At 72.8% G+C, this 25159-nt stretch carries 23 protein-coding genes; 7 read left to right on the forward strand and 16 right to left on the reverse strand.

The genetic code is table 11. The annotated features are described in order from the left end of the window. Positions 1-8: 8 nt before the first annotated feature. The gene (locus tag AB0J46_RS14455) at positions 9-935 is read right to left on the reverse strand and encodes a cation diffusion facilitator family transporter (protein ID WP_364331061.1); all 927 of its coding nucleotides are present in this window, start codon (positions 933-935) and stop codon (positions 9-11) included. 80 nt (positions 936-1015) lie between these two features. On the opposite strand from AB0J46_RS14455, the gene AB0J46_RS14460 reads away from it, so the two are divergent. From AB0J46_RS14460 to AB0J46_RS14470, 3 genes are read left to right on the forward strand one after another with little or no spacing between them, the layout of a single operon-like run. Further along, positions 1016-1474: a MarR family transcriptional regulator gene (locus AB0J46_RS14460; protein ID WP_352321897.1), complete on the forward strand. Its 459-nt coding sequence runs from the start codon at positions 1016-1018 to the stop codon at positions 1472-1474. Between the two features lie 60 nt (positions 1475-1534). Beyond that, entirely contained in the window at positions 1535-2188 is a 654-nt protein-coding gene (locus tag AB0J46_RS14465) for an LppX_LprAFG lipoprotein (protein ID WP_364331065.1), read from the forward strand. Between the two features lie 5 nt (positions 2189-2193). Further along, complete coding sequence (locus AB0J46_RS14470; RefSeq protein WP_364331068.1) at positions 2194-3750, forward strand: MFS transporter; 1557 nt, start codon at positions 2194-2196, stop codon at positions 3748-3750. A 24-nt stretch (positions 3751-3774) separates the two neighbouring features. Here the strand turns inward: AB0J46_RS14470 and aspS are convergent, their stop codons facing one another. From aspS to AB0J46_RS14495, 5 genes are all read right to left on the reverse strand, one after another. Continuing rightward, positions 3775-5031 (reverse strand): aspartate--tRNA(Asn) ligase, encoded by a 1257-nt coding sequence (aspS, locus tag AB0J46_RS14475; RefSeq protein ID WP_364331071.1) that lies wholly within the window; start codon positions 5029-5031, stop codon positions 3775-3777. A gap of 272 nt (positions 5032-5303) precedes the next feature. Beyond that, a complete protein-coding gene (gene der / locus AB0J46_RS14480; protein WP_364331074.1) occupies positions 5304-6695 on the reverse strand; it encodes a ribosome biogenesis GTPase Der in 1392 nt (463 codons plus the stop codon). A gap of 36 nt (positions 6696-6731) precedes the next feature. Further along, positions 6732-7388: a (d)CMP kinase gene (cmk, locus tag AB0J46_RS14485; RefSeq protein WP_358293734.1), complete on the reverse strand. Its 657-nt coding sequence runs from the start codon at positions 7386-7388 to the stop codon at positions 6732-6734. 54 nt (positions 7389-7442) lie between these two features. After that, a complete protein-coding gene (locus tag AB0J46_RS14490) occupies positions 7443-8801 on the reverse strand; it encodes a carotenoid oxygenase family protein (protein WP_364331078.1) in 1359 nt (452 codons plus the stop codon). Positions 8802-8814: 13 nt separating this feature from the next. Then, complete coding sequence (locus AB0J46_RS14495) at positions 8815-9420, reverse strand: TetR/AcrR family transcriptional regulator (RefSeq protein WP_364331081.1); 606 nt, start codon at positions 9418-9420, stop codon at positions 8815-8817. A 118-nt stretch (positions 9421-9538) separates the two neighbouring features. Here AB0J46_RS14495 and AB0J46_RS14500 point away from each other — a divergent pair, with 118 nt between their 5' ends. Continuing rightward, the gene (locus AB0J46_RS14500; RefSeq protein ID WP_364331084.1) at positions 9539-10393 is read left to right on the forward strand and encodes a glycosyltransferase; all 855 of its coding nucleotides are present in this window, start codon (positions 9539-9541) and stop codon (positions 10391-10393) included. A 63-nt stretch (positions 10394-10456) separates the two neighbouring features. On the opposite strand, the gene AB0J46_RS14505 is transcribed toward AB0J46_RS14500, so the two are convergent. The 9 genes from AB0J46_RS14505 to AB0J46_RS14545 form a co-directional block, all read right to left on the reverse strand. Then, the gene (locus AB0J46_RS14505; protein WP_358293739.1) at positions 10457-11551 is read right to left on the reverse strand and encodes a prephenate dehydrogenase; all 1095 of its coding nucleotides are present in this window, start codon (positions 11549-11551) and stop codon (positions 10457-10459) included. 91 nt (positions 11552-11642) lie between these two features. Continuing rightward, the gene (aroH, locus tag AB0J46_RS14510; protein ID WP_357968329.1) at positions 11643-12002 is read right to left on the reverse strand and encodes a chorismate mutase; all 360 of its coding nucleotides are present in this window, start codon (positions 12000-12002) and stop codon (positions 11643-11645) included. A gap of 71 nt (positions 12003-12073) precedes the next feature. Then, positions 12074-14113 carry a pseudouridine synthase gene (locus AB0J46_RS14515; RefSeq protein WP_364331088.1) on the reverse strand — a complete coding sequence of 680 codons (2040 nt, stop codon included), beginning with the start codon at positions 14111-14113 and terminating at the stop codon, positions 12074-12076. Then, entirely contained in the window at positions 14110-14631 is a 522-nt protein-coding gene (gene scpB, locus AB0J46_RS14520) for an SMC-Scp complex subunit ScpB (protein WP_364332229.1), read from the reverse strand. Before scpB ends, AB0J46_RS14515 begins: the two co-directional genes overlap by 4 nt. Before the next feature lie 310 nt (positions 14632-14941). Beyond that, complete coding sequence (locus AB0J46_RS14525; protein ID WP_364331091.1) at positions 14942-15763, reverse strand: segregation/condensation protein A; 822 nt, start codon at positions 15761-15763, stop codon at positions 14942-14944. Beyond that, positions 15760-16701, reverse strand: a complete 942-nt coding sequence (locus tag AB0J46_RS14530) for a ParA family protein (protein ID WP_352358210.1) — start codon at positions 16699-16701, stop codon at positions 15760-15762. Before AB0J46_RS14530 ends, AB0J46_RS14525 begins: the two co-directional genes overlap by 4 nt. 117 nt (positions 16702-16818) lie before the next feature. Further along, positions 16819-17724 carry a site-specific tyrosine recombinase XerD gene (locus AB0J46_RS14535; protein WP_352358212.1) on the reverse strand — a complete coding sequence of 302 codons (906 nt, stop codon included), beginning with the start codon at positions 17722-17724 and terminating at the stop codon, positions 16819-16821. A 15-nt stretch (positions 17725-17739) separates the two neighbouring features. Then, a complete protein-coding gene (locus AB0J46_RS14540) occupies positions 17740-18351 on the reverse strand; it encodes an NUDIX hydrolase (RefSeq protein WP_364331096.1) in 612 nt (203 codons plus the stop codon). Next, on the reverse strand, positions 18348-20012 hold the full coding sequence (locus AB0J46_RS14545; RefSeq protein WP_364331099.1) for a CTP synthase: 1665 nt from the start codon (positions 20010-20012) through the stop codon (positions 18348-18350). Before AB0J46_RS14545 ends, AB0J46_RS14540 begins: the two co-directional genes overlap by 4 nt. Before the next feature lie 131 nt (positions 20013-20143). On the opposite strand from AB0J46_RS14545, the gene AB0J46_RS14550 reads away from it, so the two are divergent. The 3 genes from AB0J46_RS14550 (at position 20144) to AB0J46_RS14560 (ending at position 22807) form a co-directional block, all read left to right on the forward strand. Next, positions 20144-20806: a DapH/DapD/GlmU-related protein gene (locus AB0J46_RS14550; protein WP_364331102.1), complete on the forward strand. Its 663-nt coding sequence runs from the start codon at positions 20144-20146 to the stop codon at positions 20804-20806. Between the two features lie 67 nt (positions 20807-20873). Continuing rightward, a complete protein-coding gene (locus AB0J46_RS14555; RefSeq protein ID WP_364331105.1) occupies positions 20874-21992 on the forward strand; it encodes a nitronate monooxygenase family protein in 1119 nt (372 codons plus the stop codon). Positions 21993-22027: 35 nt separating this feature from the next. Next, a complete protein-coding gene (locus tag AB0J46_RS14560; protein ID WP_364331108.1) occupies positions 22028-22807 on the forward strand; it encodes a GntR family transcriptional regulator in 780 nt (259 codons plus the stop codon). Here the strand turns inward: AB0J46_RS14560 and AB0J46_RS14565 are convergent. Then, a complete protein-coding gene (locus AB0J46_RS14565) occupies positions 22764-25142 on the reverse strand; it encodes an FAD-dependent oxidoreductase (protein ID WP_364331111.1) in 2379 nt (792 codons plus the stop codon). The genes AB0J46_RS14560 and AB0J46_RS14565 overlap by 44 nt on opposite strands. Positions 25143-25159: the final 17 nt, after the last annotated feature.

Consider the following 25159-nt stretch of genomic DNA (forward strand, 5'->3'; position numbering starts at 1 on the left):
GGGCCCGGTCAGCGGCGGCGGGTCGGGGTGGGGTCGAGGAAGACCAGGGTGACGCCGGAGAAGCGGTCGCGCAGCCGCCGGTCGATCTCGTCGCAGGCGATCTCCACGCCCGCCGCGCTCGCCTCGTCCCGGAAGTCGATCTTGGCGGCGATCATGATGGAGCCCGGCCCGATCATCATCGTCAGCAGCTCGACCACGTCGTCCACCTCGGGCTGGGCCAGCAGCACGGCGCGGATGCCGACCTCGATCTGCCTGGGGGCGGCCTGGCCGATCAGCAGCGACAGGTTCGACTGGATCAGGATGAGCGCGACCACCAGCAGGAGCAGGCCGATGGCGACCGAGGCCGCGCCGTCCCACAGGGCCGAGCCGGACCACTGCGAGCCGAGCAGCCCGAGCGCCGCGATCACCAGGCCCACCAGCGCGGCGGCGTCCTCGAACAGCACGGCCTTGAGCGCGGTGTCGGACGTGATCCGCACCAGCCGCACCGGATGCACCTTGTACCGGCCGGCCTCGGCGCGCAACTGCGAGTACGCCTTCGTGAACGAGACGCCCTCGATCACGAACGAGACGGCCAGCACGACGTAGGACGGCGTGAGGTTGCCCAGCTTCTCGCCGTGGCTGATCTCGTGCAGCCCGTGGGTGACGGAGAACCCCGCACCGCCGACCAGCGTCGCGACCGCCGCCATCATCGCCCAGAAGAAGCCCGCCTTGCCGTAGCCGAACGGGTGGCGCTCGTCGGGCGGCTTGCCCGCCCGGCGTACGGAGACCAGCAGCAGCAGCTCGGTCATCGTGTCGGCGGCCGAGTGGGCCGCCTCGGACAACATCGCGGCCGAGCCGCCGATCAGCCCCGCGACGAGCTTGGCCAGGGCGATGGTCAGGTTCGCGGCGCCCGCGACCAGCACGGTCGCCAGGCTCTCCCCCGACTTCTCCTCCATCAGATCACTGTACGGCGGCCCTGCGCGGCGGCCCCCCGCAGGTAGCCGCATCGTCGGGGGCGTGCGATAGATTGGGGATCATGAGCGCGCCCCGCTGGCTTTCCCCCGCCGAACAGCGTGCCTGGCGTACGCATCTCGCGCTGCACAAACTGCTCATGCACCGCCTCGACCGCGAGCTGCAGGAGCACCAGCTCTCGCTGAACGACTACGAGATCCTGGTCAACCTCTCCGAGAGCCCCGAGCGGCGCATGCGGATGAGCGACCTGGCCGACGCCACGATCCAGTCGCGCAGCAGGCTGTCGCACCAGATCTCCCGTATGGAGGCCAAAGGGCTGGTCACCAGGGAAGACTGCCGCGACGACCGGCGCGGCACGTTCGCCGTCCTGACCGACGAGGGCTGGGCGACGATCCAGCGGGTGGCGCCCGACCACGTCGCGAGCGTGCGCGAGCATTTCGTCGACCGGCTCACCGACGACCAGCTGGAGGCGCTGGAGCAGGCGTTCGGGCCCATCGTCGACCACCTGAAGAAGCTGCGCTGAGGCCCAACCGATATCGGCGACGGCTCACCGGCGTTCCCGGGCGCTCGCTACGATCCGCTCATGCTCCGAAAGCTGCTGATCGTTGTCGTGCTCGCGCTGATGCCGGCCTGCTCCGCGGGGGGCGGCGGGGGTGACGAGCTCCCCGCCGGGCCCGAGGTGATGAAGAAGTCCGCGGAGGCCATGAAGGCCGTCAGGTCGGCCGGTTTCTCGATCGCCACGGAGGGCAAGCCCAACGTGCCGCTCAAGAAGGCCGACGGCAGGCTCACCTCGGCGGGCGACGCCGACGGCACGATCACGCTGGAGGTGCTGGGCACCCTGCAGGAGATCACCTTCGCCCTCATCGGCGACACCGTGCACTTCAAGGGGCCGACCGGCGGCTTCCAGACGATGACCAGGCAGCAGCTCGCCCAGTTCTACGACCCGTCGGTGATCCTCGATCCGGGCAAGGGCATCGCGCAGCTGCTCGCCTCGGCGACCGACCCCAAGGTGGAGGCGGTCGAGGACGGCTCGTACCGGGTGGCCACGACGTTCTCCGGGCAGGTCGTCGGGCAGATCGTCCCGGGCGTCACGCAGGGCGTCAACGGCAAGGTCTGGATCGACAAGGCCACCGGCAGGCTCACCAAGGCGAGCCTGCCGCTGCAGAACGGCACGGTGACGGTGACGTTCAGCGACTACGACGCGCCGGTCACGATCACGCCGCCCCCGTCCGGATGAGCCCGGTGAGCCGGAACGTCCCGGCCGACCGCGCCCGCCGGGTCGCGCTCGGCGCGGGCGGCGCGGTGGTGCTGCTGGCCGCGCTCGACGCCTACGTGGTCGTGACGGTCCTGATGGACATCGCCCACGACGTCGGCGTGCCGCAGAACCACCTGGAGCGGGTCACACCGGTCGTCACCGGGTTCCTGCTCGGCTACGTCGCCGCGATGCCCCTGCTCGGCCAGCTCTCCGACCGCTACGGCCGGCGGCCGCTGATCCACGCCTGCCTGGCGGCGTTCGCGCTCGGCTCGGTGCTGACCGCGCTGGCGGCCGGTGAGGCGATGGTGGTGTCGGGTCGTACGGTGCAGGGCGTGGCGGGCGGGGCGCTGCTGCCGATCACGATGGCGCTGATCGGCGACCTGTGGGAGGCGCGCGACCGGCCGCTCGCGCTGGGCGCGGTGGGCGCGGCGCAGGAGCTGGGCAGCGCCCTCGGCCCCCTGTACGGCGGCGTGCTGGCGCTGGTCCCGCCGGTCGCCGTCGCGGGCGTGGAGCTGGGCGGCTGGCACGCCATCTTCTGGGTCAACGTGCCCCTCGCCGCCCTGGCCGCCGTCGCCGTGCAGCGTACGGTCCCGGCCCGGCCGCCCTCCGGCACGGCCCGCGTCGACGTCGTCGGTGGCGCCCTGCTGGCGCTGGCGCTGGCCCTCCTGGTCGTCGGCCTGTACAACCCCGACCCGGCCACGACCGTGCTGCCGCCGTGGGGTCCGCCGGTGATCGCGGCCGGGGCGGTGGCGGGCGGCGTCTTCGTCTGGTGGGAGATCCGCTCCCCCGTCCGGCTGCTCGACCTGTCGGCCGCCCGCAAGTCGCCGCTGCTGGCGACGCTGGGCGTGAGCTTCCTGGCGGGCGCGGCGCTGCTGGTGACGATGGTGTTCGTGCAGTTCGCCGCCCAGACGCTGCTGGACAAGGACGCTCTGGGCGCGGCGCTGGTCCTGGCCCGGTTCCTCGGCGCGCTGGCCGTGGGCGCATTGCTCGGCGGCGTGCTGGCCCGGCGGGCCGGCGAACGCGCGGTGGCGGTGCCCGGCCTGCTGCTCGCCGCGGCCGGGTACTGGCTGATGAGCCGCTGGCCGCTCGACCTGGCCGGAGCGGGCCTGGCCGTGGACGCCGACCTGGTCGTGGCGGGGCTCGGCCTCGGCCTGGTGATCGCGCCGGTCTCGTCGGCGGTCCTGCGGGTCAGCCCGGCCGTCCAGCACGGCGTCGCCTCGGCGGCGGTCGTGGTGGCCAGGATGATGGGCATGCTCGTCGGCGTGGCGGGCGTGTCGGCGTGGGGGTTCCACCGGTTCCAGTCGCTGACCGCGAACCTGGACACGCCGCTGCCGTTCGGTGTGGACGCGCAGACCTACCAGCGGCGGCTGGCCGACTACCTGGCCCAGGTCGATGCCGCCCTGCACGTCGAGTACACCGAGATGTTCCTGCTCACGGCGTTCGTCTGCCTGCTGGGGGCGGCGGTGGCGCTGCTCATGCCGCGCCGCGCCCTGCCGGAGGCGGCGCCCGCCCTCGCGGACGCCGCCCCCGACCCCGAGCTCTGATCGCCGGTCAGGCCGGGCCGCCGGTCAGGGCGACAGGCGGTGCAGGTCGCGGGGGAATGCGGTGGTCTGCCGGATGTTGGCGGCGCCGGTCAGCCGGGCCGTCCAGCGTTCCAGGCCGAGGGCGAACCCGCCGTGCGGCGGCATCCCGTACCGGAACGCCTGGAGGTAGCCCTCGTACGGCTCCACGTCCCCGCCCAGGGCCTGGACGTAGTCGTCGTACCGGTGCAGGCGCTGGCCGCCGGTCACCAGCTCCAGGCCCCTGAACAGCAGGTCGAAGCCGTTGGAGTAGCCCGGTCTGGCCGGGTCGGGATGGGTGTAGAACGGCCGCTTGGACATCGGGTAGCCGGTGACGAACAGGAACTCCGACCCGTGCTCGCGCAGCGCCCAGTCCGACAACCAGCGTTCCTGGGCCGGTGACAGGTCGGGCTCGTCCTCGCCGGTCAGCCGCTGGGCCTCGGTGAAGTGCACGGCCGGGATCTCGGCGGGCACGGCGGGCAGCACGGCCCCGGCCGCCTCGACGGCGGACGCGGCCCGGCGGCGCACCGACTCCACCATGCCGGCGACGACCTCCCGCAGCACGGCCATCACGTCCCGATGGTCGGCCACGAAGCCCAGCTCGGCGTCGAGGCTGGTGTACTGGGCCAGGTGGCGGACGGTGTCGTGCGGCTCGGCGCGGAAGACCGGCCCGACCTCGTAGACCCGCTCGAACACCCCGACCATCGTCTGCTTGTAGAACTGCGGCGACTGCGCGAGGTAGGCGCGGCGGCCGAAGTAGTCGATGCCGAAGACGTTCGCGCCGGACTCGGTGGCCGAGGCCACGATCTTGGGCGTGTGGATCTCGGTGAAGCCGAGGCCGTCCAGCGTCTCGCGGAACCCGGCCACGCTCGCCGCCGAGATCTCCAGCGGCGCCCGCAGCAGCGGATGCCGCAGCGCGACGGGCGCGTGGTCGAGGACCGTCGGCAGCGTCGCGGCCACGACCGGCCGGTACAGGTCGAACGGCGGCGCCTGGGCGGGCTCGGCCAGGACCTCGATCTCCGGGGCGGTCAGCTCGACCCCGCCCGGCGCCTGCCCGGCCGGGGTCACTGTGCCGGTGACCCGGACGACGCTCTCCTCCGGCGGCAGCTCCCCGTCCGCGCTGACCACCTGGGCCAGCCCGGCACGGTCGCGTACGACCAGGAAGGAGACGGATTTCAGGTGCCGGCGGCGATGGACCCAGCCGGCGATCGTCACTCGTCGGCCGGCGTGCTCAGCGAGCGACGCCGACAGGACACGAGAGATCATTACAGCTCCTCTGCAGGAAATGCATGACCCCTTGGGAGTGCGGGGGAGAAGGGAGCTCCCGGTGCCACCGCACTTTCGCCGCCCGCGAGGGGCGGCCTCCACGACCCGATGACGAGGGTCAGCCGGCGGGGCATTTCCTCCCCGCACTCGGGAGTGTCTTCACCAGCGGACACGGGACCGCCTTCACAGCTGCCGGCGGCTCTCTGGGCCCGTGCGGCCCGCTGGCTACTCGTCTCCGTCCACGTGTTGCCGTAGATGATACGGCAACGCCGTTACTTGTCCTTCTTGGGACGCTTCTCGCGGATCTTCATCGTGACGTCGATCGGCGAGCCGGCGAACCCGAACTCCTCGCGGATGCGCCGCTCGATGAAGCGCCGGTAGGTGTCCTCCAGCCAGCCGGAGGTGAACAGCACGAACTTGGGCGGCTCGACCGACGCCTGCGTGGCGAACAGGATCTTCGGCTGCTTGCCGCCCCGGACGGGCGGCGGCGTCGCGTGCACCAGCTCGGTGAGGAACGCGTTGAGCCGCGCCGTCGGCACCCGGGTGGACCAGGAGTCGAGCGCCTTCTCCAGCGCCGGCACCAGCCGGTCCATGTGGCGGCCGGTCTTGGCGGAGATGTTCACCCGCAGCGCCCACGGGGTGCGCACGAGCTGCCGGTCGATCTCCTTCTCCAGGTAGTAGCGGCGGTCTTCGTCGACGAGGTCCCACTTGTTGAAGGCCACCACCATGGCCCGGCCCGACTCGATCACCAGGCCGATGATCCGCAGGTCCTGCTCGGTGAGCGGCTCGCTGGCGTCGATCAGCACGATCGCCACCTCAGACCGCTCCAGGGCGGCGCGGGTGCGCATGGCCGCGTAGAAGTCGGCGCCCTGCAGCTCGCGGTCGCGCCGCCGGATGCCGGCGGTGTCGACGAAGCGCCAGGTGCGCCCGCCCAGCTCGATCAGCTCGTCGACCGGGTCGCGGGTGGTGCCCGCCATCGGGTCGACCAGCACCCGCTCCTCCCCCGCCAGCTTGTTGAGCAGCGAGGACTTGCCCACGTTGGGCTTGCCGAGCAGCGCCACGCGGGCAGGGCCGCGCTCGCCGCCGAAGGTCAGCTGCGGCGTCTCGGGCAGCGCGTCGAGCACCACGTCGAGCAGGTCGCCGCTGGAGCGGCCGTGCAGCGCGGAGACCGGGTAGGGCTCGCCCAGGCCGAGCGCCCACAGCGCGGCGGCCTCCAGCTCCAGCTGCTGGTTGTCGACCTTGTTGGCGGCCAGGAGCACCGGCTTGCCCGACTGGCGCAGCACCGCGCCCACGATCTCGTCGGCGTCGGTGGCGCCCACGGTGGCGTCGACCACGAACACGATCACGTCGGCCAGCTCGACGGCGACCTGGGCCTGCTCGGCGATGCGCAGGTTCATGCCGGTGGCGTCAGGGTCCCAGCCGCCGGTGTCGACGACGGTGAAGCGGCGGCCGCGCCAGTTGGCGTCGTAGGTGACGCGGTCGCGGGTGACGCCCGGCACGTCTTCCACGACTGCCTCGCGGCGGCCGATGATGCGGTTGACCAGCGTGGACTTGCCCACGTTGGGGCGGCCCACGATGGCCACGACCGGCAGAGGCGTGGTGTCGCCGTGCTCGGTGACTTCCAGCTCGTCGAGGTCAGCCTCGACCCAATCCCCCGTTGACATGCTTGTTCATCCTTAGGTGAGTACCGCACCTGGAGGTCAGGTGCGCTCCTTGACCAGCCTCAGCACCTCCGCGATGACCTCCTCGAGGTTCAGCGCGGTGGTGTCGAGCTCGACGGCGCCATCCGCCATCGAGAGTGGGTCCGTCTTACGTGTCGAGTCCAGGGTGTCACGCCGCTCCATGGCGGCCTGCTGCGCCTCCACCGTCGAGCCGGCCAGCTCGGCGCTCCTGCGCCGGGCACGGGCCTCGGCGCTGGCCGTCAGGTAGACCTTGACGGGCGCGTCGGGGCAGACGACCTTGCCGATGTCGCGGCCCTCGACCACGATGTCACCGGCGCCGGCGATCTCCCGCTGCAGCGCGACGAGCCGCCTGCGCACCTCGGGGACGGCGGCCACGGCGGAGACCGAGCCGGTCACCTCGGCCTCCCGGATGGGCCCGCCCACGTCGACGCCGTCGACCAGGATCGTCGGCCCCTCGGGGTCGGTGCCGGAGACGATGGACGGCTCGCCGCAACGGGCCGCGACCGCCTCGGGATCGGCCAGGTCGACGCCCTGCCGGAGCATCCACCACGTCATCGCCCGGTACATGGCCCCGGTGTCGAGGTAACGCAGGCCCAGCGCACGGGCGACCCCGCGCGACACGCTCGACTTGCCCGACCCCGAAGGACCGTCCATGGCGACGACCAGACCGGACACGGCCTCTCCCTCTTCACGTGTGTTTCCCCAACCTGAAGAGGCTACCGCCTCCGGTCAGTCCGCGATCCAGCTCCCGTGGAAGCCGAGCGGGACCCTGGCGGGCAGGTGCACGACCGCGACCGGCTCGCCGGTGAAGTCCTGGGCCGACAGGATCACCAGGTCGGCCGCTCCCCTGGCCGGGTCGTTGACGTAGGTGAGCAGGTAGCCGTCGTCCTCGGCGGCGCCGGAGGGCACGAAGACCGGCTCCCCCACGTACGCGCCGCGCCCGAACCGCCGCGCCTCCTGCGTGCCGCGTTCCAGGTCGTGCTTGATGAGCGTGTTGTCGAACGCCTCGTCCGGCAGGTCCTCCAGCTCGGCGGCCGGGTAGATCACGTCGTGCAGGTCGGCGGCGGCCGAGGTGTAGCCGTAGCGGTACGGGCCGCCGGTGCGGCGCTCGTCGATGCGGGGGAACTCCTGGGGGCGGTCGTCCAGGCGGGTGGTGGTGACCCGGCCCGCGCCGGGGTCGATGCGCCACCGGTCGAGCGTGGGCGCGCCGCCGAGGTCGAGCCGGGCGTCCACGAACCGCTTGGGGTAGCGGACGACGTCCACCACGACCTGGTCGCCGTCGTCGTAGGCGTTGAGGGTGTGGAAGACCCAGCAGGGGTCGATCTCCACCCACTGCACGTCGCCGGTCTCGCGGGAGAGCAGGCCGAGCCGGGCGGGCCGGGCGTCGTCCCACGCGTACGGGAGCGGCGCGCCGCGCTCGGCGTGGGCCATGCTGAGCGTGACCGGCAGGTCGTAGATCACGACGTGCCGGCGGGTCAGCGCGAAGTCGTGCAGCATCGGGCGGTCGGCGACCGGGATGTCCCTGACCTGGGCCACCACGCCCTTGGGGTCGATCACGATGTGCTGGTGGTGGTCCCAGCCGGCGAAGTAGGCCATCGCGTGCAGCTCGCCGGTGACCGGGTCGAGGTGGGTGTGGGCGGCGTACCCGCCGGGCAGGCCGCCGACGAAGTCGCACGCGCCGACCGTGTCGAGCTCGTAACCCAGCTCGTACGGCAGCCCGCCCGCCTCGACGGTCGCGAACGTGCGCCCGGCGATGCCGATGACGTGCGTGTTGGCCGCGAAGTCCATGCCCGCGTGCACCGGGCCCGGCGCCGGCGGCTCGCCCAGCCGGCGGGCCACCTCGGCGTTGCGCACCCACCGGTTGCGGTACCACTCGGCCCGCCCGCCGCGCAGCCGCACGCCGTGGACCATGCCCTGGCCCATGAACAGGTGGGTGGCGGCCGGGTCGTCGAGGCTGAGCGGGTTGGGGCCGTTGCGCAGGTAGCGGCCGTCGAGCTCGGCGGGGATGCGGCCGGTGACCTCCAGGTCGAAGGCCGTGATCTCCTCCGTCGCGGGTGCGAAGCCGTTGCGGAAGGGGGTGCTGGTCATCGTGCGCTTCCTCTCAGGTCAGGAACGGCGTGAGCACGGAGGTGTAGAGCAGCCGGTAGCGCCGCTCCGCCTCGGCGCTGTCGAAGAAGCCGGAGATCTCCAGGCTCACCGCGCCGTGGATCGCCATCCACAGCACGTCGGCTATCTCGCCGGCGGCGGCCCCGCGCAGCCGTCCGGCCTCCAGGCAGGCGGCCACGGCCTCGACCAGGATGTCGAAGGTCCGCCGGCCGGTCGCGACCGCGTCGGGGGCGGGCTGGAAGCCGTGCATCGCGTTCTGGAACATGACCCGGTAGTAGTCGGGCTCGTCCAGCGCGTACTCGCGGTAGGCCGCCAGGCCCGCGTGCAGCGCCGGGAGCGGGTCCTCCTGGGCGGGGACGGCCAGCAGGCGCGCCTCCAGCCGGGCGAAGCCCTCCAGCCACAGCGCCTCGCTGAGGCCGTCCTTGCCGCCGAAGAGGGTGTAGATCACCTTCGTGGAGCAGCCGACCTCGCCGGAGATGCGCCGGACGGTGAGCGCCGCCGGGCCCTCGGCGACGAGCAGGTGTTTGGCGGCGTCGAGGATGGCCGTCCTGACCACGCTCTGGCCTTCCTGCTGGGCTTGCCGGTACGCGGTGACCGCCATGTGAGTAACACCGTTTCTTGTCGGTAACGCTGTTACCGACCTTTTTACGCCCCCTGCGCCCCGCCGTCAATGCCGCCGGCCAGGAGTAAGGGCGTCCGCCCAGGTAAGGAGGTCCGGCGTGACGGAGACGAACCGAGCGCGGGTCACGGTCGTGGTGGCCACCAGGGACCGGGTCAGAACGCTGGCCCGGACGATCCCCCGCCACCCGAGGCCGGTGATCCTCGTCGACAACGGCTCCTCCGACGGGACCGCCGGGTTCGTCCGCAAGCACTTCCCCGACGTCCAGGTGGTCGAGGCGGGGGCCAATCTGGGCGCGCCGGGCCGCAACGTCGGCGTGCGCCTGGCAGAGACGCCCTACGTCGCCTTCGCCGACGACGACTCCTGGTGGGCGCCCGGCGCCCTGGAACTGGCCGCCGACGTGCTGGACGCCCATCCCCGCCTGGCCGTGCTGGGCGCGCGCGTGCTGGTCGGGCCGCAGGAGCGGCTGGACGCGGTGTCGGAGGCGATGCGCGACTCCCCGCTCGGCGTCGAGGACGACCTGCCGGGACCGAGCGTGCTGGGCTTCCTGGCCTGCGGGGCCGTCGTGCGCAGGGAGGCGTTCCTGGAGGCGGGCGGCTTCGACGACGTGATCTTCTTCTTCGGCGAGGAGGAGCGGCTGGCCGTGGACCTGGCCGCGCGCGGCTGGGGGCTGGCCTACGTGGACGACGTCGTCGCCCACCACCACCCCTCCCCCGCCCGCGACCCGCGCGGCAGGCAGGCGCTGGCGGCGCGCAACGCCGTGCTGACCGCCGTGCTGCGCCGTCCCTGGCCGGTGGTGGCGCGCCGGTCCCTGGAGGCGCTGCTGGGCGGTCCGGCGGGCCGGGAGGGGCTGCGCACCGCCGTACGGCGGCTGCCCAGGGCCCTGGCCGCCCGGCGCGGCCTGCCGGTCGCCGTGGAACGCGCCCGCCGCAGACTGGAACGCACGGCCGGCTGACGCCGTGGGCGGGGCCCGGCGCCCGCCCGTCGCGTCGTGCTCAGCGTCCCCGGTCAGGGGACGTCAGGGGACCTGCCAGCCGCGTTCGCGCAGGGCGTCGGCGAGCGGGGAGGCCGCGTCCGGCTGGACCCACAGCTCGGCGATGCCCAGGGGCAGCCCGGGCGCGTGCTCCAGCCGCACGTCCTCGACGTTGACGCCGACCTCGTCGCACACCTGGAACAGCCGCGCGAGCTGGCCGGGACGGTCACCGATGACCACCTGGACGACCACGTACGCCGGAGCGGGGCCGCCGTGCTTGCCCGGGATGCGCCCGTGCCCGGCGACGCCGCGCTTGAGGAGCTGGGTGAGGTCGCCGCTCGCGGTGCCGTCGCCCTCGGCCAGGGAGCGCAGCGCGGTCGCGGCCTCGGCCAGGTCGCGGGAGACCGCCTCCAGCACCTCGGCGACCGGGGTCGCGTTGCCCGACAGGATGCCGAGCCAGAGCCCGGGGTCGCCGCCCGCGATCCTGGTCACGTCGCGCACCCCCTGCCCGGCCAGGCCGAGCGCGACCTCGGTGGCGTCGGCCAGGCGGGCCGCCACGGCCGAGGCGGCGACGTGGGGGGCGTGCGAGACGACGGCGACCGCGCGGTCATGCTCCTCCGCGCCCACCTCGACGGGGTTGGCGCCGCACAGCTCGACCAGCTTGAGCACCGCCGCCCTGGCGTCGTCGGCGGCCTCGCCGGTCGGGCACAGCGCCCACGGCCGGCCGAGGAACAGGTCGGCCCTGGCCGCGCCCGGACCGGACTTCTCCCGCCCGGCCAGCGGGTGGGAGGCGACGTAGGTCGTCAGGTCGCAGCCGAGCCGCGCGGCCATGCGGATGGGCTCGGCCTTGACGCTGGCGACGTCGGTGTAGAACCGGGCCACGCCGCGGCTCTGCAGCTTCAGCAGCTCGTCGGCCACGTGCGCCGGGGGCACCGCGATGACCGCCAGGTCGACCTGGCCTGCGGGCAGCCGCTCCGGCTCCCACTCCTCGCCCGCGCCCAGTTCCCTGGCCAGCCGCACGGCGGCCGCGTCACGGTCGGCGAGCAGCACGCGCACGTCGTGCTTGCGCAGCGCCAGGGCCGCCGAGGTGCCGATGAGACCGGTGCCGACGACGAGCACGGTACGGAGTTCCGAGGCCATATCGATGTCCTGATTTATCGGGCTAGTGAGAGTGTTGCCTGCCGTGTCCGTCAGGCACGTGCCGCGCGACGATCCGGCTCACGCCGGTCGCCTACTGGGCGATGTCCTGCCGCAGCGCCACCGCGCCCCGCAGATACACATGCTGCATCTCTGCCCGCGGACGGTCGGTCTCCACATGCGCCATCAGGCGCACCACGCGCGGCAGCGCCCCCGGCACGCCGATCTCGGTGCAGCAGATCAGCGGCACGTCGTGGAAACCCAGCTTCCGCGCCGCGAGGGCGGGGAACTCGGAGGTCAGGTCGGGGGTGGCGGTGAACAGCACGCTGATCACGTCGTCGGTGGTCAGGCTGTTGCGCTCCATGATCGCCTGGACCAGCTCGGTCGTCCCCTGGATGATCGAGTCGCGGTCGTCGGCATCCACCTGGATCGCCCCGCGGATCGCCCGCACCATGCGCCCTTTTCCCCTTCCATAGCGGGAGAGCCCGTGCGGAGATGCGCACGGGCCCCTGCGTTCCGGCCAGATTACAGCTTCACGGCCGCGTAAAGCTCGCCGACCTCCTTCAGGCTCAGCGCGCGGACCGTGCCGGCCTTGGTGCGGCCCAGCTTCACCGGACCGAACTCGATCCGGGCCAGGTCGATCACCCGGTGACCGGCCTCCTCCAGCATGCGCCGCACGACGTGCTTGCGGCCCTCGTGCAGTACCACCTCGACCAGCGCCTGCTGGCCGTGCTCCTGGACGATGGCGAAGCTGTCGGCCTTGGCGATGCCGTCCTCCAGCTCGATGCCCTGCTTGAGCCTGCGGCCCAGGTCGCGCGGGATCGGCCCCGGCACCTTGGCCCAGTACTTCTTCTGCACCCCGTAGCTCGGGTGCGTCAGCCGGTTGGCCAGCTCGCCGTCGTTGGTGAGCAGCAGCAGGCCCTCGGTCTCGGTGTCGAGCCGGCCGACGTGGAACAGGCGGGGCGCCAGCTCCTCGACGTAGTCGGCCAGGCACGGGCGGCCCTGCGGGTCGTCCATGGTGGACACGACGCCGATCGGCTTGTTGAGTGCGTAGTAGACGAGGTCGGGGGCGGTCGGGATGCGCTTGCCGTCGACGTGGATGACCTGGGCGGCGGGGTCGACCTTGGCACCGAAGCGGCGCACGACCTGGCCGTTGACCGTGACGCGGCCGTCGCCGATCATCTCCTCGCAGGCGCGCCTGCTGGCCACGCCCGCCTGGGCGAGCACCTTCTGCAGGCGAACGCCGTTGGGCACCTCGGTGGTGTCGCGCTCGTCGGTGTAGTCGTCGTCGTAGAAAGCCCGGTCGCGCAGCGGCTGACGGGCGGCCTTGACGCGCCTGGCCTGGGGACTCTCAGCGCCGACCGTACGACGTCCGCCGCCGAGCGTCTGCACGTCGTCGCGCCTCGGGGTGCGCGGCTGCTGCCCGCGGGGGTTGTCCTCGCGCCTGCCGAAACGGGCGCGGGTGTTGCCGGCGGAGGCGGACCTGGGAGCGTCGTCCCTGCGCCCGCCGCGGTCGGCACGGAATCCGCCGCGGTCCTGACGCTCGCCGTCGCCACCACGTACGGGACGCCCGCCGCCACGGGAGCCGGCGTAACCGCCACGCTCCCCGCGCCGCTCGCCCGCGTAGCCGCCGCGACCCGCGGAGGATCCGCCACGACCGCCGGAGAACCCGCCGCGGTCACCCGAGAAGCCACCGCGGTCATTCGAGAAGCCACCGCGCTCGCCGGAGCCGCCACGGTCGCCGGAGTATCCGCCGCGGTCGCCCGAGTACCCGCCGCGCTCGCCACCGGAGTGACCGCCGCGCTCACCGCGCCGGTCGCCGCCGTAACCGCCGCGCCGGTCGTCGCCGAACCTGCCCCGGTCGCCGGACCGGGAAGCTCCGCCGAAGCCCTCACCGCGCGGCCGGTCCCCGCCCTCACGACGCGGACCCTCGAAACCGCCCTCACGACGCGGACGCTCGAAACGGTCGCCGCCCTCACGGCGGGGACGCTCGAAACGGTCGCCGCCGCGCGGGCCGCGGTCACCGCGGTCGTCACGGGGACGGTCGTCGCGGAAGCGGTCGCCGCGGTCGTCACGCGCCGGACGGTCCGCGCGGTCGCCGCGCGAGTAGCCGTCACGGTCGCCACCGGAACGCCCGAAGCGGTCACCACCGGAAGCGGGGCGACCGGAACGGTCACCGCCAAAGCTGGGACGACCCGAACGGTCACCACTGAAACCGGGGCGACCCGAACGGTCACCACCGAAGCCGGAGCGCTCGCCGCCGGAGCGGCCGGAGCGGTCGCCGCCGGAGGTGGGGCGGCCGGAGCGGTCGCCGCCGCGGAAGCCGGAGTCCTGGCGGGGGCGGTCGTCGCGGTCGCCGAAGCGGGCGCGGGCGCCGCCGCGGTCGGCGCGAAGGGAGTCGCGGCGGGGGTCGTCCCCGCCGAAGCCGCCGCCGGAGCCGTCGCGGCGGTTGTCGTCGCGGCGGTTGTCGTCGGAGCGGAAGGCGGGACGCCCGCCGCGGCCGGAGCCGCCGGTACGTCCACGACCGCGTCCATCACCGGACGGGGTGCTGCGCCTGTTGATCACTTTGTTGTCTCCTCGAGGTTCTCCACGTCGTCGGGGAGGAAGGGGGCGAGCTCGGGAAGCTCGCTCAGGTCCCGCAGTCCCAGACGTTCCAGGAAGTATGAGCTTGTCCGGTAGAGCACTGCCTGGCTCTCCGGGTCGGTGCCGGCCTCCTCGACCAGCCCCCTGGCGACGAGCGTCCGCATGACGCCGTCGCTGTTGACGCCGCGTACGGCGGCGACACGGGCGCGGCTCACCGGTTGCCGGTAGGCCACGACCGCGAGGGTCTCCAGCGCGGCCTGGGTCAGCCGCGTCTGCTGGCCGTCGCGGACGAACCGCTCGACCAGCGCCGCGCAGTCGGCCCGCGTGTAGAAACGCCAGCCACCCGCGACTTCCCGCAGATCAAAACCCCGCCCGGCGGCCGTATATTCCGCCGCCAGCCCCCTGAGTGCCGAAGCGACCTCGTGGGTGGGGCGCTCCAGCACCTGGGCCAGCGTGATCTCGGCGACGGGCTCGTCGACGACCATCAGGATGGCCTCCAGGGCCGTCTCAAGAGCGGGCCCTTCCGCCTGAACGCCCTCCTCCGGGCCCTGCTGCTCTTCCTCCAGGTCGGCGGCGGTGTCCGCGGGCCGCTCGGGGCCCACGGAAGGCGACTCGGTGAAGGACGACTCAGGGGCCGGCGACTCAGGCGAGGGCTTCGGCGGCGCGACCGGCAGGTCGGGGCCGGCGGGCAGGGCGGACGCCTCCTCCGGCGACGACGGCTGGACGAGAGAGCCCGGGAGCGTCATCCAGGCGGGCAGCGGCGACCCCGAGTCGGGGGCCTTGCGGGGGCCTGGCAGGGGGTTGGGGTTGTCAGTCATTCGATGGTTTCTCCGCGGATTCCTCGTAGTCGTCCCCCACCGCGACGTCGCCGTCGTCGGCGCCCGTCCAGGTCACGTGGAGCTCTCCCAGCGCCTCGACCTGCTCGAACGTCACCGCGGACTCGCGGAACAGCTCCAGCACGGCCAGGAAGCGGGCGATGACCTCGAAGGTGCCCTCGCAGTCGGCCGTCAGCGCGCGGAAGGTGGCCCGGCGCAGCCTGCGCAGGTGCATGACCAGGATGGCCGCCTGCTCCTTGACGCTGGCCAGCGGCTGGTAGATGTGGCCGACGCTGACGGTGGGCGGCAGTTTCGGGGTGAACGCCTTGGCCGCGATGCGGGCGAGCTGCTCGGGCCCGATGCCGAGGATGAGCTCGGGCAGCAGGTTGGCGAACTGCGGCTCCAGCGACACCGTGCGGGGGAAACGCAACGCCTCCTCGGCCATCCGCCCCGCGAAGACCTTCGCGACCTCCTTGTACGCCTTGTACTGCAGCAGCCGGGCGAACAGCAGGTCTCTGGCCTCCAGGAGCGCGAGGTCCTCTTCGTCCTCCACCTCGCCGGAGGGCAGCAGCCGGGCCGCCTTCAGGTCGAGCAGCGTGGCCGCGACCAGCAGGAAGTGGCTGGTCTGGTCGAGGTCCCACTCCGGGCCCTTGGACCGGATGTAGGCGATGAACTCGTCGGTGACCTTGGAGAGCGAGACCTCGGTGATGTCGAGCTTGTGCTTGGCGATCAGGCCGAGGAGCAGGTCGAAGGGGCCTTCGAAGACGTCCAGGTGTACCTGGAAGCCTTGGGGGGCCTCGGTCTGCTCTGCGGTCACCTGGCCATTGTCGCAGGAGCCGGCCAGCGCGAGAGCACCTCGCGGGCCAGTTCGCGGTAGGCGTTGGCGCCGAGGGACGACGGGTCGAAGGTGGTGATCGGCTCGCCGGCGACGGTGGCGTCGGGGAAGCGGACCGTACGGTTGATCACCGTGTGGAACACCTTGTCGCCGAACGCCTCCACCACGCGGGCCAGCACCTCGCGGCCGTGCAGGGTACGGGCGTCGTACATGGTGGCGAGCAGGCCCTCGATCTCGAGGTCTTCGTTGAGCCGCTCCTGGACCTTGGAGATGGTGTCCATGAGCAGCGCGACGCCGCGCAGCGCGAAGAACTCGCACTCCAGCGGCACCATGACGCCGTGGGCGCAGGTCAGCGCGTTGATGGTGAGCAGGCCGAGCGACGGCTGGCAGTCGATGAGGCAGACGTCGTAGTGCGGCAGCAGCGGCTTGATCACCCGGCCGAGCACCTGCTCGCGGGCGACCTCGGTGACGAGCTGCACTTCGGCGGCCGACAGGTCGATGTTGCTGGGCAGCAGGTCGAGGCCCTCGACGCCGGTCTCCAGCAGGACGTCCTCGGCGGTGACGCCGCGGTCCATCAGCAGGTTGTAGACGGTCAGGTCGAGCTGGAGCGGGTTGATGCCCAGGCCGACCGAGAGCGCGCCCTGCGGGTCGAAGTCGACCAGCAGCACCTTCAGCCCGCACTCGACCAGCGCCGCGCCCAGGTTGATGGTGGTGGTCGTCTTGCCGACGCCGCCCTTCTGGTTGACCATCGCGACCACTCGCGCCGGCCCGTGCACCTGCGGCGGGACCGGTTCAGGGAACACCGGCCGCGGGCGCTGGGTGGGGCCCAGGTTGACGCCGTTGGAAGGCGCGTTGGTCTTGGTGTCACCCCAGGGGTTGTCGGGGGTCCCCGGGGTCGAACCCTTGGTCGTCACAGTCACCAGCTCGAACCTCCCTGACGATCCCGAACCGGACCGTCCGGACGGACACTATGGCGTCACCACTAAACGCGGCAAGGCGGCACGCCGGGGCACCGCGCACGCGCAAAAGACTATAGATCACTGCCGGGCGCGCGGGTGCGCCGCGGCGTAGACCTCGCGGAGTTTGTCGACCGTCACCAGGGTGTAGACCTGCGTGGTCGTGACGGAGGCGTGACCGAGCAGCTCCTGGACCACCCGGACGTCCGCGCCGCCGTCGAGCAGGTGGGTGGCGAAGGAGTGGCGCAGGACGTGCGGGCTGATGCCGGCCAGGCCGGCGCGTTCGGCCGCGGCCTGGAGCACTTCCCAGGCTCCCTGCCTGGTCAGCCGGCCGCCGCGGGCGTTGAGGAAGACCCCGGGGGTGCCGCGGCCGTGGGCCAGCAGGCCGGGCCTGGCGCGGACGAGGTAGGCGTCGAGCGCCGAGCGGGCGTAGCGGCCGAGCGGGACGACGCGGGTGCGGCCGCCCTTGCCGCGCAGTCGCACCTGGTCGGGTTCGAGGTCGTCCACGGCCAGGCCGACGGCTTCGGAGATGCGGGCGCCGGTGCCGTACAGGACCTCCAGCAGGGCGCGGTTGCGCAGGGTGAGCGGGGCGCCGTCGGGGCCGGAGGCGGCGATGAGGCGTTCGACCTCGTCGACGGCGATCGCCTTGGGCAGCCTGCGGAGCTGGCGCGGCGGGCGTACCTCGTGGGCGGGGTCGTGGGCCGTGACGCCTTCGCGCAGGGCGAACCGGTGGAGCCCCCGTACGGCCGAGACGGCCCGCGCGGCCGAGCTGGCGACGAGGGCGGGATGTTCCCGGTCGCCCTCGCGCAACGCGGCGAGGAAGGCCTGGACGTCGGCCTCCCCCACCTCGTCGAGCTTCAGCCGCCCGCGCGCCTGCAGATGTTCGAAGTATCGCCGCAGGTCACGGCGGTAGGACGCGAGCGTGTTGGCAGCCAGGCCCCGCTCCACCGCCAGATGGGCGAGGTAGCTGGAGAGCACCGCCTCCACGACATGGTCCTTCCGTCACGCCTCCGGGGCGTCGGCGGGGCGCAACAGGGCGAATCCCTCAACCGAAGCCGCATATGCGGCGAGGATACCGGCCACAGCCGGGGAATTGTGGATCATTCCCATGAGCGCCTTCTCGACCGCGTCGGACAGCGGCACCCATTCGACCGGCATGCCGATCTCCTCGTGCCGGTGGACGAAGGTGTTCTCCTCGTCGGGGATCCTGCTCAGGCCGCGGGCGAGGAAGACCCTGATCCGCTCGTCGGTCATGCCGGGAGAGGAGCGCAGGTCGACCAGGGTGTGCCAGGTGTCGGCGCGGTAGCCGGACTCCTCGGCGAGCTCGCGGGCCGCGGTGTCGGCGAGCGGTTCGCCCGCCACGTCGCGGATGCCGGCCGGCAGCTCCCACATGAGCTGCCGGGTGGGGTGGCGGTACTGCCTGATCATCAGGACGCGGTCGTGGTCGTCGAGCGCGAGTACGGCGACCGAGCCGGGGTGGACGACGTAGTCGCGGTCGGCGACCTCGTCCTGGGGCATCCTGACCGTGTCGGTGACGACCTTGATCACGTAGCCCTGGAAGTGCTCCTTGGACGCGACGACGTCCCACGCCTCGGGCGTGTCCTGGATCTTCACTTGCCGACCTTGGTGCTCACTCGGCTGTCGGCGTAGGTCAGGGCGGCGCCGATGAGGCCCTTGAACATCGGGTTGGCCCGGGTGGGACGGGAGCGGAACTCGGGGTGCGCCTGCGTGCCGATGAAGAACGGGTGCACGTCGACGGGCAGCTCGGTGTACTCCACCAGGCGGCCGTCGGGCGACAGGCCGGAGAAGACCAGGCCGACGTTCTCCAGGCGCTCGCGGTAGGCGTTGTTGACCTCGTACCTGTGACGGTGGCGCTCGTCGGCCTTGGCCTTGCCGCCGTAGAGCTGCCTGGCCAGGGTGCCCTCGCCGAGCTTGGCGGTGTAGCTGCCGAGCCGCATGGTGCCGCCCATGTCGCGCTCGCCGGCGACGACGTCCTCCTGGTCGGCCATGGTGGAGATGACCGCGTGCTTGGTGTCGGGGTCGAACTCGGCGGAGTTGGCGTCCTCGATGCCGGCCATGTTGCGGGCCGCCTCGATGACCATGCCCTGCATGCCGAGGCAGATGCCGAGCAGCGGGATCCGGCCCTCGCGGGCGTGCCGGATGGCGCCGATCTTGCCCTCGATGCCGCGCACGCCGAACCCGCCGGGGATCAGCACGCCGTCGACGCCGTCGAGCTCGCGCTCGGCGCCCTCGGGGGTCTCGCAGTCGTCGCTCTTGACCCAGCGGATGTTGACCCGCGCGTCGTTGGCGAAACCGCCGGCGCGCAGCGCCTCGGTGACCGACAGGTACGCGTCGGGCAGGTCGATGTACTTGCCGACCAGCGCGATCGTGACCTCCTTGGCCGGGCGGTGCACGCGGCGCAGGAGCTGCTCCCACTCCTTCCAGTCGACGTCGCGGAAGGGCAGGCCGAGGCGGCGCACGACGTAGGCGTCGAGGCCCTCGGCGTGCAGCACCTTGGGGATGTCGTAGATGGAGGCGGCGTCGACGGCCGAGACGACGGCGTCCTCGTCGACGTCGCACATGAGGCTGATCTTGCGCTTGATCGCCGTCTGGACCGGACGGTCGGAGCGCAGCACGATCGCGTCGGGCTGGATGCCGATGCTGCGCAGCGCGGCCACGCTGTGCTGGGTCGGCTTGGTCTTCAGCTCGCCGGACGGGCCGATGTAGGGCAGCAGCGACACGTGCAGGAAGAAGACGTTGTCGCGGCCGACCTCGTGCCTGATCTGGCGGACGGCCTCCAGGAACGGCAGCGACTCGATGTCGCCGACCGTGCCTCCGACCTCGGTGATCACGACGTCGACGTCGGGGCCGGCCATGCCCCGGATGCGGTCCTTGATCTCGTTGGTGATGTGCGGGATGACCTGGACGGTGTCGCCCAGGTATTCGCCGCGCCGCTCCTTGGCGATGACGTTGGAGTAGACCTGGCCGGTGGTGACGTTGGCCGAGCCGTGCAGATCGGTGTCCAGGAACCGCTCGTAGTGGCCGACGTCGAGGTCGGTCTCGGAGCCGTCGTCGGTGACGAAGACCTCGCCGTGCTGGAACGGGTTCATCGTGCCGGGGTCGACGTTGAGGTAAGGGTCGAGCTTCTGCATGGTGACCCGGAGACCGCGCCCCTTGAGCAGCCGGCCGAGGCTGGAGGCCGTGAGCCCCTTGCCGAGACTGGAGGCGACACCGCCGGTGACGAACAGATGCTTGGTTTGCGATGCGCTGCGCAAAGGGGCTCCCGTGGCTCGAATGGTGGCCGAAGTGTCCACGGGCTCTCAGGATATCAAACAACGCCCCTCACATGCCCGAACGGCATGACCTAGCGGTAACTTTGGGCCCTATGTCACTAGTACGCCGGGCCATGGGCGCACTGATTCACCGTGCGTACGCGGCGATCCGCCACGCCGGGGCTATCTCCCCGGACTCCACGGCGGGTTACCGTTTCCGCCGGATCGGCGAGGGAGTCAGCATCGCCTTCCCGCCGGGGGCGATCTTCGGCGAGCGGTGGATCGAGATCGGCGAGCACACGCTGATCGGCGAGCGCGTGTCGATCTCCTGCGGCATGTGGCCGGGCGTCGAGCTCGGCCCGGACTCGATCCTGCGGATCGGCGGCTCGTGCTCGATCGGCAGGGGCTCGCACATCGTGGCCCACCAGTCGATCGACATCGGCGACCACGTCTTCACCGGCCCGTACGTCTACATCACCGACCAGAACCACGTCTACGACGACCCCGAGACGCCGATCGGGCGGCAGTGGCCGCGCAACAGCCCGGTCTCGATCGGCGCCGGGTCCTGGCTCGGCACGGGCGCGATCATCCTGCCGGGCACGGTCCTCGGGCGGCAGTGCGTGGTGGCGGGGGGCGCGGTGGTGCGCGGCGAGTTCCCCGACCACAGCGTGGTCGCCGGGGTGCCCGCCAGGCGCGTCCGCGGGTACACGCCGGAGCTCGGCTGGCACGCCCCCGGCGCCGCCGAGGCGGCTGCCGCGATCGCCCTGGCGCTCGACGGGCAGACCGGGCCTTCCTGAGGTCCGGGACGCGCGGACCCGGGAACGGGGATGGACCGAACAAGCTTCTGGAGGTTAGCGTCGATGCATGCGGACCGCCATCTGTGAGCGCCTGGGCGTCGAGTTCCCGTTGTTCGCCTTCAGCCACTGCCGCGACGTGGTGGCCGCGGTCACGAACGCGGGCGGGTTCGGGGTGCTGGGAGCCGTCGCGTACTCGCCGGAGCGGCTGGACGCCGAGCTGACCTGGATCGACGAGCGGGTGGGCGGGCGGCCCTACGGGGTGGACGTGCTCGTCCCCGGCCGGATCGACGCCTCCGCGCTCGACCTGCGGGCCCACCTGCTGGACTTCGTGCCCGACCGCCACCGCGACTTCGTCGCCCACCTGCTGTCCAAGTACGGCGTGAACGCGCCGCCGCAACCCCTGAGCGCGGTGGCCGACGAGTTCGGCCGGCGGGTGACGGCGCCGGGCGCGACCGCGCTGGTCGACGTGGCGCTCAAGCACCCGATCGGGCTCATCGCCAGCGCGCTCGGACCGCCGCCGCCGGAGATGGTGGCGGGCGCCAGGGAGGCGGGCGTGCCGGTGGCCGCGCTGGTCGGGACCGTGGAGCACGCCCGCAGGCAGGTGGCGGCCGGGGCGGACATCGTCGTGGCCCAGGGCACCGAGGCGGGCGGCCACACCGGCGAGATCTCCACGATGGTGCTCGTGCCGCAGGTCGTGGACGCGGTCGCGCCGGTCCCGGTGCTGGCCGCGGGAGGCATCGCCTCGGGACGCCAGATGGCCGCGGCCATGGCGCTCGGGGCCGAGGGCGTCTGGTGCGGCTCGGTGTGGCTGACGACCGAGGAGGCGGAGACGTCGCCCGCGCTGCGGCGCAAGCTGCTGGCCGCCTCGTCGCTGGACACCGTGCGGTCCCGGTCGCGTACGGGCAAGCCGGCGCGGCAGCTCAGGTCGGCCTGGACCGAGGAGTGGGACTCCGGGCCGGAGAGCCCGGGGCCGCTGGGCATGCCCCTGCAACTGCTGCTGGCCGAGGGGGCGATGGCCCGCATCGGCGCGGCGGCCGACCGCGGCGACCCCGGGGCCGTGGAGCTCGTCACCTACTACGTGGGCCAGGTGGTGGGCCAGCTCGACCGGGTGCGGCCGGCCCGGGACGTGGTGTACGACATGATCAGCGAGTTCACCGACGCCGTGACCCGCCTCTCGTCGTCCTGAGTGGTTCCTCCCGGATGGCCCGATAGCATGCGCGTGTGGTCGGGACACCGCCTGAGCTGGAGCGTGGCACCGGGGTTCCCGCGCACACGCAGATCGAGCAGTGGCTGCTGGCGGCGATCTCCTCCGGCGAGATGGCCCCGGGCGACCGGCTGCCCGGCGAGCGGGAGCTGGCCGCCCGCCTCGGCGTGAGCCGGATGACCCTGCGCCAGGCCCTGGCCACCCTCGAACGCGACGGCGTGCTGATCAGGCTCCCCGGCAGGTCGGGCGGCGCGTTCGTGGCCGAGCCGCGCATCGAGTGCGACCTGACGGGCCTGGCCGGGTTCACCGAGCAGATGCGCCGCGCCCACCTGCGGGCCGAGGCGCGGATCCTGACGGCCGCCACCGTGCCCGCGCCGGCGGCCGTGGCCGCCGCGCTCGGCGTCGTGCCGGGCGAGCCGGTGCACGAGGTGGCCCGGGTGCGGTCGGCGGGCCGCTCGCCGGTGGCGCTCGAACGGTCCTTCTTCCCCGCGCTGCCCGGCTTCCTGGACGAGGACCTCGGCGGCTCGCTCTACGCCCTGCTGGGCGGCCGCTACGGGCTGGAGCCGCGGACCGCGGTCGAGCACCTGGACCCGGTGATCGCCGGTCCGGAGGAGGCGGCCGAGCTGGGCATCGCGGCGGGCGCGCCGCTCATGCTGATCGAGCGCACGGCCTACGCCGCCGACGGCACCCCCGTCGAGTACGCCCGCGACCTGTTCCGCCCCGACCGGGTGCGCCTGTCGGTGCGCAGCGGCGTCACCGCGCCCGCGACCCCGCCGGGTCGTGCAGCGGCTCCCTGACCACGACGCCCGGCACCCACTCCCCCTCGACCTCGACCTCCACCTCGGCCCCCGGCCCGACCGGCAGGTACGCGTAGGCGATCGACCGCTCGACCGTGTATCCGTAGCCGCCGGAGGTGACCCGGGCCACGACCTGGCCGTCCACCCGGACGGGCTCGTTGCCCAGGGCGACCGCCCGCGGGTCGGCCAGGGTGAGGCAGCGCAGGCGGCGGGCCGGGTGGGGGTCGAGGGCGTCGCGGCCGAGGAAGTCCTTGCCGGGCTTGACGCAGAACCCGAGCCCGGCCTCGTACGGCGTCGTCTCGGGTCCGATGTCGGCGCCCCACACCCGGTAACCCTTCTCCAGCCGCAGGCTGTCGATCGCCCGGTAGCCGCCCGCGACCAGCCCGTACGGCTCGCCCGCCCGCCACAGCGTCTCCCACAGCGCGAGCCCGTACTCGCTGGAGCAGTACAGCTCCCAGCCGTGCTCCCCCACGAACGTCACCCGCAGCGCCAGCGCGGGCACGTCGCCCACGGTGAGCTCCCGGGCCGACATGAACGGCAGGTCCGGCGGGTCCGGGGTCAGCCCGGCCAGGATGTCCCGGGCCTTGGGGCCCCACAGGGCGAAACAGGCGTACTGGCCGGTGACGTCGGCGATCCTGGCCGTCGAGCCGGTGAGGGCGGCCTGGCGGCGCAGCCAGGCGAGGTCGCGGGAGCCCGACGCGGTGCCGGTGACGATCAGGAACTCCTGCTCGCCGCGCCGGGTGACGGTGAAGTCGCACTCGATGCCGCCGCGCCGGTTCAGCGCCTGCGTGTAGGTGACGGCGCCCACCTGGCGGGCCACGTGGTTGTCGCACACCCATTCCAGCAGGGCGGCGGCGTCCGGACCGGTGATCTCGATCTTGGCGAAGGAGCTCTCGTCGAACAGCCCGGCCGCGGTGCGGGTGGCGCGGTGCTCGGCCCCGACGGCGGGCGACCACAGGCGTCCGGCCCAGCCGCGAGGGCGCTCGTCCGCGGCGTCGGGGGCGGCGGAGTAGTGGTTGACCCGCTCCCAGCCCGCCTTCTCGCCGAAGACGGCCCCGTGGGCGGCGTGCCAGGAGTAGGCGGGGGAGACCCGCAGCGGGCGCCCGGCCGCGCGCTCGTGGCCCGGGTAGCGGATGTCGTAGTACGTCTCGTAGTTCTCGACCGAGCGTTTGACCGTGTACGACGGCGACCGGTACTGGCGGCCGAAGCGGCGTACGTCCATGTGGTGGACGTCCATGCCGGGCTCGCCGTCGACGATCCAGTCGGCCATGACCCTGCCGATGCCGCCCGCGCCGGCGATGCCGTGGGCGCAGAACCCGGCCGCCACGAAGAACCCGCCCACCTCGGTCTCCCCCAGGCAGAACTCGTTGTCCGGGGTGAACGCCTCCGGCCCGTTGATCAGCTTGCGGATGCCGACGTCGGCCATCGCGGGCACCCGGATCCGGGAGTTGGCGGAGATCTCCTCCAGGCGCGGCCAGTCCTCGGGCAGCAGCCTGCCGTTGAAGTCGGCCGGCACGGAGTCGTAGGAGGTCGCGGAGGCGGTCCAGGGGGCGCAGGTGCGCTCGTAGCCGCCCATGACCAGGCCGCGCACCTCCTGCCGGTAGTAGACGAGCAGGTCGGGATCGCGCAGCGTGGGCAGGACGGGGTGGTCGTGGCAGGCGTCGGTGACGACGTACTGGTGGGACATCGGCACGATCGGGATGCGCACCCCGGCCATGCGGCCGATCTCGGCGGCGAACATGCCGCCGCAGTTGACCACGATCTCGCAGGCGATGTCCCCCTGGTCGGTGCGCACGCCGGTGACCCGCCCGCGCTCGACGTCGACGCCCAGCACCCGCGTACGGGTGCGCAGGCGGGCGCCGCCCTCGCGGGCGCGGGCGGCGAGGGCGTGACACAGCATCGAGGGGTCGATCTGGCCGTCGGTCGGCAGGTACGCCGCCCCCACCACCCCGGAGGGGTCCATCAGCGGGAACAGCTCCACCGCCGCGGCGACCGAGATCTCCTCCAGCGGCAGCCCGAACGTCCTGGCCCAGCCGATCTGGCGGCGGATCTCGGCCATCCGCTCGGGGGTGGAGGCCAGCTTGAGTCCGCCGCACTCGGTCCAGCCGGCGTCCAGGGTGCGGTAGAGCTCGACGGAGTACTGGTTCATCCGGGTCAGGGTGGGGTCGGAGCGGAGCTGGCCGACCAGGCCCGCCGAGTGGAAGGTGGAGCCGCTGGTGAGCTCGTCCCGCTCCAGCAGGACGACGTCGCGTTCGCCGCGCCGGGTGAGGTGGTAGGCGACGGACGCGCCGCCCACCCCGCCGCCGATGATCACGATGCGGGCCGAGTCGCTCATGGTCGCGAGGCTAACCC

It is taken from the genome of Nonomuraea sp. NPDC049758 (genome assembly GCF_040674635.1).
Lineage (GTDB): Bacteria > Actinomycetota > Actinomycetes > Streptosporangiales > Streptosporangiaceae > Nonomuraea.